Raw genomic sequence first — 10,851 nt, forward strand, 5'->3', positions numbered from 1 at the left:
ACCAGCCTAAAAAGGTAGCTTAGGCTTTCTTTTTGAAACTCCTTCAAAACGCGCAGCGTTTAGTGGGAGTTGTTCATTCGAAAATAATTGGTAAGCATGTACCTGTTCACTGTTATTCTTTTTACTGTAATCTAGACCACCAAACAGTAACCATTGTTCATTAAGCTGATACCAAAGGGTATTGTAATTTGCCAATTGTGTACCGGATTGATAACTATAGTGCTGAGGTTGATAAGATTGCTGCTCAATTTCAAGTTCAAGTTTTATATTTAGTTTTTTTGAAAGGTTTTTTAGCCAATCAAGCTTAATACCCGCAGCACTGTAAAGTGTGCTATTACCTAATGCATTGTATTTAAATTGCCCAGATGCTGAAAATTGTTCATAAGCCGTTTGATAGCTATAACCTAAGCTAGCAATCACAGTGTGCTCATTATATTCACTGTTATTTAAATAATTACTGCCATAAGCAAGGCCTCGAAAACTCAACCCGTGGTGACCAGAAAACGTAAATCGTTTACTAATATTTGCATCAAAGTCAACGCCCTCTCCCGATATTTCAGGCGGGGTTTTACGCTCGATTAAACACTCTTCAGTCGGTAGCCAAAGCAAACACGTATAACTTTGTGATGATTGATTTAAGTTATCACTAAAACTTGGCCCTAACGAAAAAGACCCTCGCCAAGCTTGACGATAGTTAAGCGCATCAATAAAACTGTTTACAGTGTGACGAACACCGTCAACCTTAGGGTTGTCATTTGGTAACTGCTCAGCAATATGCTCAAACAATATAAGCGCATCAGTATTTTTATTGTTATCAAACAACACCCGCGCCAACTCTAATTGACTAGGTAAAAAATCTTGTTGTTGAGCCAGCACAACCAAATGTTGCTGCTCAGCTTCGTTTAAACGTCCAGCAGATCGAGCAATCGCACCTTGCGCATAATGAACTAGCATCACATCGTAATTTTCTAATACCACATAACGAGATAACAAATTTTGTGCAGCTGGCCATTGCTTATGCTGAATTAAAAAATAGACTGCTTGGCCCAACTCATGAACATTGTTATTAACTTGGATTTGTTGCCCATTAATTGTAAAAGAGGAAGGTTTAGCTGAATCACGCGCCGCATCGGCAACGATTGAATGCTCATTTTGTTTTATATTTTGCTCTATACGTTGCTGTAAATGTAATCGCGTTTCAGTCGATGCAGATAAGAAAGGGGAGTTTAACACTAACATTAGTACCCATAATTGTATTACTGTTCGGTAGTAATGATTTTTATTTTGATGGCTCATAATAATACTCAAAAGCGTCAATTAAAGGGGCTAAATATTAGCCCCAACTAAATAATTGCGGTTACTTTTTAGCTCCACCAAACGCAGTATCTAATTGACGGTTTGCAAAAGTGGCAATACCTGCAAGTGATGCTGCATCAGCACCAAAGAAATGGCCTTCGCTATTACCAAATACCACACCATTGGCAAGCGCCGTTCCTGAAAAAGCTGCCGTAGATGTCACGATATCTGCATCAATGCTCACTGAAAGCGCTGAATTAGCCAAGCTACCAGTTAACTTTTGTGTACCAAAATTAGCCGTAAAATCCCCGGTTAACTGATTACTACCGCTAAATTTATTAACCCCTTTAATGGCATAACTAGCCGTGCCGCTTACTGGTACTGTCGTGTTGGTACTATTGCCAACATAATATACTGCGCGGTCGTTGCCATTACCGTTAAAATCTTGTGACCATTCACCAAACCAAACATCACTAGTACCCACTTTTGCAAAATTAAATGCGCCAATACCACCATGACCCATGCTTAAAGAGTGAATACCGTTAGTTGGTTGAGCATAAGCTGATAATGCCTGAAAATCGACTTTCTGTTGAGTAGAGACCCATTGCTGCGATGCCAATACCAGCTCGCCCTGCTACATGAGGACCACCATTAACCGTAGACTCTCCTACTTCAATATTGGTATTGTCATTTTGAGTACCTACGTAGTTTGCATGAGCAGCAAAGCTAAAAGTGGTTGTGAGTACTGCGAGTGTTGCGAATAACTTGTTCATTTTTCAGTTCCTTTTAAATAAAAATCAATGAAATAAAAAGCACAACTAAGGTGCTTTCATTAACTACACCGAACGAAAAACAAAAACCCACAAAAAATAATAACTATTTAGTTTGTGGGTTTATTTTTTAAGCTAATCAACTAAGTTAATTCAATAAATTAAAAGCTCATTTGTAGTTTTAACTTCACAGTTCTACCAGGAGCTGGAACACTCGAACGAACCAGTGGATCAATATAATAAAGATCGGTTAAATTCGTGGCTATCAACTCAACGTTGAGGCGCTCACTCCAGCTATACTTTGCATATGCGTCAAAAGTCAGCGCTTTATCTCGTTCAAGATCTTCTTCACTTTTACTTGCTGATAGATAAACACTTCGTAATCCGGTTTCTAGGGAATTTTCGAAATAACGACCACCAAGGCTCAAATTAACCGAGTCATTAGGAATAGCTTGATCGCTTAAGTAACCACCTGCAAAACCAGCATGTACACAATTCGGAACTGAGCCCTCGACAGGGTCCTGAGTAATTGCAAGGCTTTCATCACAGACTTCATTCTTAGTCATATGAGATAAACTTAAATCAGCAAAAAACGAACCATTGTCATAGCGACCTTGAAACTCAAACCCTTGCAATGTTTGCTTATCAATATTGTAAAAGCGTAGTAAATTACCTGAGCGTTCTATGACATCTTTTGTTTTATGATGAAAGTAGGTTAATTTAATATCCCCTTGCTCAAAGTTATGTACAAACGCAGTTTCATAATTATAGGTATGCTCTGGTTTAATACCTGTGTAAGGGTTGTTATTAGCCGAGAAGCCTAAGGTACTTTCGAACATACTCGGGAAGCGGATACCCTCGGTATAACGTATGTACACTCGACTATGTTCATTTAATAAGTAGGTTGCAGCAAGTGCTGGAGCCCAGTGGTTCCCCTTTTTTTTACCGCCATCAATTTGCTTATCGTACTCATTTACAGGCCCACCCGCTTGGCGACAACTGCCTTCTATATAATTAGCTACGTTATTCAATTCCCCGTTAACACATATATTATTCTCTCTGCGGTATTTACCCTCACCATTATGTAACCATGGATCTAAGACCGCTTTGTGTTTTTTTCTACGATCACTCTCTCTAAAATCAAGAAAACTCTCCAATCCTGCAGGATTATCAACAAAGAAGCTTGAATCACCAAACTGCTCTCTCTCTTGCTCTCTTATTTCTTGGTGTTCAGCTTCTGTGTAAGCTGTTTTATATTCTAAATATACACCTTCAGCGGCAGAGTGTTCTTTCGTAAAGCGCTCGTCTCCAGCCGAAATACGGCTTGATAAAAAGTCATCAATCGCCCAATAACTTTTATAACTTGCACCTGCTGAAAGTATCAGCGACTCACTAGGCATCCATTTAAAATTAAACTGTCCTTCAAGCTCTTCTCGTCTACCCTCGCGTGGCCAGTGCTTCCAACCATCGACTGTACCCCGGTATTCATCTTCTGAGCGAATTTTATGATATTGATAACGCGCTGACATAGTTAGCTCCAACTCATCGGATAACATCATTTGGTTACTTACATCAAAGCCAAAACGGTTCTCACGGTTACTGGCAACTGCTGTATTACGTATTATTGGACTTGCATCAGGATCCGCTAACTCCCATATTGGATTAGCGTAATTTGGGAACCCGCCAGCAGAATTAGTATTGCTAATAGTATGGGTGCTCCATAGGTTTGAAGTGACGTTAATAAACTTACTTTTCGGGTTCCACTGATATTTTATGTTATAGGCTTGTGCTTCAACTTTACTAAGAGGCCATTGCGCCATTTCACCATTTTCACCTATGTCACCAGCTCGACTTGCCATAATTTCACCATATTGCGCATTAGTGACACGTGCACCTAAGTTTAATTGCTGGTTTTCACTAATTTTAAATTCACCTTTGAGTAAGAAAGATTCCAACTCACTCGATGTATTTGGCACTTCATAACCTGGTCGTTGACGGTGCGCTAGAGAACGCGGATTCATTTTAGTAATATTGAACTCTTGATCATTAGGGTTATTGTAAAACTCTGATTTTTTGGTGCCACTAAAGTAGTTGCCCTTATTACGATATGCATAGGCGGCGAGTAATTCATAGTTATCTTGGCGCGTAGCTAGCGCTAAACGATAAGCGTAATCTTCACCTGACAAAGGGTTATTTTCTTTATTACCACTCATCTCTTGCCATAATGAAGGATCTCCATATGCAAAATTAGGTGACATTTGCGGGAAACCTTCTACATCCCTGTAATCCTGCCCTGTGAATAAAGTGGGCAGCTTAGGATCAACGGCATTATTACTGCTCTCTATGACAAGGCCCCCGCCGCTGCTTTCCCCTTCAAGCAGTACGTCGCTAGCACTAATAGTACTAACTTGCACCCCACCACCAACAGAAGTATGTGTATTCGGAGTTAAAGAGGGACCTTTTATTGCTTTAATACTGCCAATTAAATTTGAATCAACGTAATTTCGATTTGAAACCCCTCTATAACCACGCCACACAGTAATTGCTTGCTCAGTACCGTCTATTGATAATGGCACTCGCCCAGGTCCTTGCACTCCGCGAATACTGGGGTCAACACCACCACCATTTCGTGCATCACCGCTGTAAATATTGAGCATACCTTTGAATAAATCAGCAGCATCTTTGCCCTTATATCGTTCTATTTCATCTATTGATGTATATACCGTAGATATATCGTCATCATAAATTGCATGCTTACCAGCTTCATCACGAGTGACACCATTGTTATCTCCTGTTGCTACATTAATTGTATTTAAAATTATTTTATTCTCATCTACTTTTGCTAAAATTCTATATGAACCATCTGCTTGTATTAAACTATAAAGTCCACTATTAGAGAGCAAAATACTCAAAGCTTGCTCAGCGCTATAATTACCTTTAAGTAAAGGGCTTTGTTTTTTATGTGTTAAACGAGCATCTAAATGGAACTCTATACCTGCAGTTATCGCGAGCTGATTTAAACTATTATTAAGTTTACCCGCGGGAATATTAAATGTATGTGTAATTGGACTAGCCGCATGTGACAATATCGGCATTGCTAAACTAGTAACCCCAAGATGAACACTGAGTAATAAGGTGAGTATTTTAGGGCTATGTAAGAATTGCATATCGATTTCCTTTCTTTTAGTTATCAGTTAAGCGATATACCGAATGAAATCGTATTTTCCTCAATAAATAATTTATTTAAAAAAGTCTATGTTAGAAGTTTTTATTCAATTTTTATAATGTATATCCGTCTATAGGTAACGTTCTGACTTAATGAAATCAACTGTCCAAGTTAATTGATGCTAGATAATAAAGATAATTTAGAGATCATGTATTTACCTACTCCACAGTGTTTTTAAAGCTTAATCCCTTTTAATAGTAGCTTAATAGGGTAATTAGTCTTAATTGTTAACTATTTCACTAATGAGTTAGTAAAATATTGATCTAATTAACTCGTTAGATTCGACATTAACTTATTCACATATCCACAGTACCTATTAATTCTATTAAATCTATTAAAACTATAAGATCTATAAGGACTATAGGCGCCTGTAAGTCATTGTTATTAAAAGATAAAAACATGATATCAGATCATATATTTGGTGTTTCGGATCATATATTTGGTGTTTTAGATCATATATTTGGTGTTTCGGATCATATATTTGGTGTTTAGATTACATATATTTGGTGTTTAGATTACATATATTTGGTGTTCTTTTTTAGAATAAGGTTCTGACGACATACACTATTTTTATAGTATATGTCTCATTGCTAGCATGCAAAATGATAGATTAAGCTCTTTTTTAATATATTTAATACAATTCTGAGATTGAAAGTTTGTATTTGTGTATATGCGTAACATATTTTTGGTGTTGAGAGCTTGTATCTTTGTATGTACGTAACATATTTTTGGTGTTGAGGGTTATATCTTTGCATGTACGTAACATATTTTTGGTGTTGAGAGCTTGTATCTTCGTATGTACGTAACATATTTTTGGTGTTGAGGGTTATATCTTTGCATGTACGTAACATATTATTGGTGTTTTATTTATTTGTAGGGCTATATTCGTCGTATTTTATGGGAAGTTATTAAAAATAGGTCTATGTGAGCATATTTTATATGAGCTACATTACATATTTTTGGTGTTATTAAGAGTACATACCAAAAATATGTAATATGCTTTTTAATATGGAATATCTAAATTATCTATAGTCAGTTTATTCGCAATATCAATTTCTTCTTTGCTGGATGCTTGTTCTGCGCGGTTATTACGCCTTTCAATCAAGGTTGTAGCTATTTTATTAGATAGATCCTCATTACCAGTGTAATTGTATGCAGAAAGTAACAGTTTAAGTTCTGCAGTTGATAATTTTTTACCATTGCCTTCAGACTTTAATTGCTGCCTTTTAAGCTCTAGCTTTTTAATAGTAGAAATAGCATCGCGTTCATTAAATTCCTCAATATTGCCTTTTGTTATCCAACTCATAAGGAATTTGATAGCTATGATTTTGTTGCCTTGTTTTTTTAATTCGTAGCCAACTTCACCATTAGCACTTTCATAAAATAATAGTTCTTTATTTGTTGTCGGATTGGCCTTGAGAATATCAATGCTGCTTCTAATGCATCTCTGCATAAAAACCCCATTATTTTTAAAAGATAATTTATCTGATTTTAAATTCCCTTTTTCATCATATAGACCAAATAAACCTTTTAGTTCATCAAGCTTAATCAAGTGCATTTCGTAGCCGGGCTCTTTAAACCTACTAAGTATTTCATAGAGTCGCTTTGCGTATTCCTGTTTTATGCATAAAAAGCTTGTGGTATTGATCAGCGCAAATCCTTGCTTATACTCTATAAACTCAGACTTCAGAAGATCATTAGGTATCATTGTAAATGTGCGGTTTTTATAGCTTATATTTTTAAATATTGGTTTATAGTCAAATTCAATTTCTCCATTACCATCTTCAGTTTTTATACCAACGCTATATCGTGATAGCCGCATAGCTACAGGGTTAAGGTATGTCGCTATATGTTTTGGCGCTATATTGAGCCAATTGGAGAGCTGAGATGCTGAAAACTCGTATTTAGGGGTTGTTCCAACCCAATCACTTTCTTTCATAGTTGCAATCATGAGTGCAAATATATCTGCTTCACGGGCAGATAAATCTTGGCGACTAAATACTATCTGATGGCTCTTTTTTATGTGTTTAGGAAGAGAATCCCTTGAAACTACTTTCTTTTTCTCATCGATACTCATTTCTTCTTCCAATGTCGAGACTGTATTTGCTAGTTGATGACATATTCTTGGTGTTTTTACTAGATTACACATATTAGACATTAAAATATACTCTCTAATTAGCTTATATTTCGATGATGAGGGGAGCTTGTATTTCAATAGTCATTTTTTAAAATAACGATAAAAATATTCCTCAAGTTGTATTTTACCTACAAGCCACATTTGCCAACACCTACGGCTTCTTTTTTGGTAATTATTCAATATGAATAACTCAAATTATAAAACTAAAAAAATCAAATACCTCTAAAATGCATGGACAACTCAAAAAACAAGGGATACACTTGTTTTAAATAAAAAGGGATTCATCTATGACCATTGAAAAGACTACTCACATTTTTCAAGATTTAAAGGAAGGCGCTGATCGCTATATAAAAAGACGCAATCAGAGGCTTTTAGTAAATCATCGTAAGGAGCTTAGAAGTTTTACGCGAGCTGAAGCATCTATATATTTAGATATTGATGTAAAAACTTTAGATAGGTATTGCGCTTCACTGGGTATTGACCCACGTAGACACGAAGATGCACAGTGGTCAATTGACATCGAAGAAATTTATAAAGTAAGAGATTCGCTCTCTGTTGAATTACGTAAAGAACCTAAGTTCAAACGTAGTGATAAGCAGAAAGCACAGATTATAGTGATTCAGAATCAAAAAGGTGGTGTTGGTAAAACAGTGTCAAGTGCAACAATAGGTTCAGGACTAGCTACTGAGTTTCATCAAGAGTATCGCGTAGGCCTTATTGATATGGATGGACAAGCTACACTATCAATGTATTACGCCCCTGAATCAGCACAAGAAGGTTGTTTATCTGTAGGCGATCTGATCATGGGAAACTATGAATTAGACGAAAATGAAACTAAAAAAGAAGCTATTTCAAGTGCCTTTTTACCTACTACAATTCCAAACCTCCGTATTTTACCTGCCTCACAATCAGATCGTGGTATTGAGGGGTGGTTTCATGAAGGCGTATTTAATAAGTCTCTAAGTTCGCCCTACTCTATTTTGAGTAAGATTTTAAATGAAGTTGAAGATGAATTCGATATTATCATAATAGATACCCCTCCATCATTAGGCTATGCAACGTATAACGCTTACTTCGCCGCAACCAGTGTACTTTTTCCACTATCAATTACAGAAAATGACATAGATGCAACGTGTTCTTATTTTTCATATATACCGCAAGTCTGGGGATTATTGAATAATGCTAAGCATCAGGGGTATGACTTCATGAAAATACTTATTACAAATCATAAAGACAGTTCAACAACAACGGAGTTACTCAATAGCCTTAATGGTAGCTTTTCACCTTATTTATACTCTAAAGAATTTAAAAATAGTGAAGCTGTAAGGCAGGCATCATCTTTATTATCAACGGTGTTTGATATGTCTAAAAGTGAGTACCCAAAAAGTAAAATGTCATACCAAGTGGCACAGCAAAATGCTTATGAAGTAACAAGTCAACTACAGCGCGATATTGTGAATGTATGGCGTAAGCAAGAGCAGGAGCAGGAGTAAAATCATGGCTAGAAAACGTGGAATAAGATCACCACTTGGCAATGCAGTCGGAGCGCAAGATGCAATCGAGTCAGGACAGAAAAGTAATATAGAGTCGCTAGCAAAGCAATTAAAAGCAGAGATCACTGGTTCTAAATTATCACTAATGGATGTATTACAAACCCATCTAGGGATAAGTAATGTTGGAGAGAGTGTATCCTGGAAGTTAAAATCAGGAAAAATAGCGCAATTTGTTCCTATTACATTAAGTTATCAGCAAGTTAAAGAGCTTACTTCGGTCACATTTGAAGTGAATGGTCGAGATCAATCTGGTCTAACCAAAGAATCCCTTCAAGATCTAGACTCATTATGTATACAACAATATTATCCAGCTATAGGCCGAAGAGTTAATGGCGTAATTGATCTGCTAGATGGCTCCAGGCGTAGAGCTAGGTTTTTGCTTGAAGCAGGTAAAATTAACTCATTTAAAATATTAGTCACAGATGACGATATTAGCTCTGGTGACGCTAAAGCATTAGCTAAGCAGCTGCAAGTTAGTAAAGAGCACAACTTACGTGAAATAGGTATGCGTTGTCAGTTAGAAAGTCAGCTTTATGAAAAAAAATATAATAAAAAACTCACGCAATCTGAATTAGCTGAAGAAATGGGCTTAAGCCAAGCCAAGGTAAGTAAGGCGCTAACTGCTGCCTCTATCGATAGTGCTATTATTGAGCTGTTTCCGGATATTTCTTTATTGTCACACTCAGACTACAAAGTATTAAATACAGTACAAAAAACGTTAGGTGAAAACGTAAATGAATTTATAAAGGATATAGAAAGCAATATAATTAATATCAATAGTGAATTAGTTCAAGACGATTATAAAGAAGCTGTATTAAAAATAGTTACAGACGCTATTAAAACATACAAACCTAAGCCAACCGAGCAGGCTATCGTTACTCCACTTGCAAATTTTAGCAAAAAGAATACCTATGCACGTAAGCGCGTTAAAGGTAGAAAATTCGCTTATGAGTTTTCACAGCTAACAAAAGAAGTACAAGATACTTTAGACCAGGCTATTGCTAAAGTGTTGCAAGACTCGCTTTAATAATAAAGGTATTCAGTCATAGCTAATTTATGAGTGAATACCTTTTAGGTTCCTCAACGGAGATTTTGTTTTAAGTTATTGTTTTTAAAGTCTTTAGTGTTTTTTATTTGTAGTTATTCAGGCTGAATAAATCAACAGTATCTAGCCTGACTCACGCTCATATATCTGCTGGGTTGATATTAAAAAGTTAAAATTAAACTAAAGTATGAAACCAAGATAATAAAGTTTAGAGTTTTCTGGGCTAGTTTTTCGGCAGCTATGTGCCATAACCGGACATTGGTAACGCTTCGCTTAACCGGCGTAAAATAGCAGGCTAAAATTAGCGACGAAGGAGCGCAAGCCTGCTATAAAGCGTTTGTTATATTTTTGCTAACTCAGGAATCGGTTCCTTTGTAGAAATAACGAATGAGGTTGAATTCAACACATCGTATGGCTGATAGAAACCTTGTTCCCCATTTTCATCGCACGAAAATATATGTGAAATGTCTGGAAAGTTATTAGGGTCAACAGGATGCAAGGCATTTGGATTATGGTATATTACCAAACTCTCTGACCATGATTCCGTATACTCAGGCGAATCTACATCTTCATGGAAAGGTATGCCAGCAAAAGCCTCTGGATCAGGATTAAACCGAGTGCCATCCCTCAAGATTTTAATATCTTCCCCCCCATACCAGCGAGCTTACCCATACGATTAAACTTTGTAATAGTTGCTGCATTGCTAAATAAGATAGCACTAACATGCTCAGAATCAGGCTGATTGAAAAGTAAGCGCGTAATTAGCCCCACATACCAATGTTAATGGCACCTATGCATAATTTACTCAGCATATTAACCTGAGG

The 10,851-nt window shown here is 36.6% G+C and carries 7 protein-coding genes; 2 read left to right on the forward strand and 5 right to left on the reverse strand.

Annotated elements, in window-relative coordinates; translation table 11 throughout:
- Positions 1 to 6: 6 nt before the first annotated feature.
- From HC000_RS17520 to HC000_RS17535, 5 genes are all read right to left on the reverse strand, one after another.
- Positions 7 to 1,296 carry a surface lipoprotein assembly modifier gene (locus tag HC000_RS17520; RefSeq protein WP_179808315.1) on the reverse strand — a complete coding sequence of 430 codons (1,290 nt, stop codon included), beginning with the start codon at positions 1,294 to 1,296 and terminating at the stop codon, positions 7 to 9.
- 61 nt (positions 1,297 to 1,357) lie between these two features.
- Positions 1,358 to 1,915, reverse strand: a complete 558-nt coding sequence (locus tag HC000_RS17525; RefSeq protein WP_218911058.1) for a Slam-dependent surface lipoprotein — start codon at positions 1,913 to 1,915, stop codon at positions 1,358 to 1,360.
- A complete protein-coding gene (locus HC000_RS18460; protein WP_218911059.1) occupies positions 1,839 to 2,069 on the reverse strand; it encodes a hypothetical protein in 231 nt (76 codons plus the stop codon). The genes HC000_RS17525 and HC000_RS18460 overlap by 77 nt, the downstream gene beginning before the upstream one ends.
- A gap of 158 nt (positions 2,070 to 2,227) precedes the next feature.
- On the reverse strand, positions 2,228 to 5,233 hold the full coding sequence (locus HC000_RS17530; RefSeq protein WP_179808316.1) for a TonB-dependent receptor: 3,006 nt from the start codon (positions 5,231 to 5,233) through the stop codon (positions 2,228 to 2,230).
- A 1,062-nt stretch (positions 5,234 to 6,295) separates the two neighbouring features.
- Complete coding sequence (locus tag HC000_RS17535) at positions 6,296 to 7,369, reverse strand: replication initiation protein (protein WP_179808317.1); 1,074 nt, start codon at positions 7,367 to 7,369, stop codon at positions 6,296 to 6,298.
- Positions 7,370 to 7,716: 347 nt separating this feature from the next.
- On the opposite strand from HC000_RS17535, the gene HC000_RS17540 reads away from it, so the two are divergent.
- Positions 7,717 to 8,922: a ParA family protein gene (locus HC000_RS17540; protein ID WP_179808318.1), complete on the forward strand. Its 1,206-nt coding sequence runs from the start codon at positions 7,717 to 7,719 to the stop codon at positions 8,920 to 8,922.
- Between the two features lie 4 nt (positions 8,923 to 8,926).
- Entirely contained in the window at positions 8,927 to 10,009 is a 1,083-nt protein-coding gene (locus tag HC000_RS17545) for a ParB family protein (protein ID WP_010554745.1), read from the forward strand.
- Positions 10,010 to 10,851 lie beyond the last annotated feature (842 nt).

Origin of the sequence: Pseudoalteromonas sp. MIP2626, from assembly GCF_013414205.1 — a bacterium.
GTDB classification, from domain to species: domain Bacteria; phylum Pseudomonadota; class Gammaproteobacteria; order Enterobacterales; family Alteromonadaceae; genus Pseudoalteromonas; species Pseudoalteromonas nigrifaciens.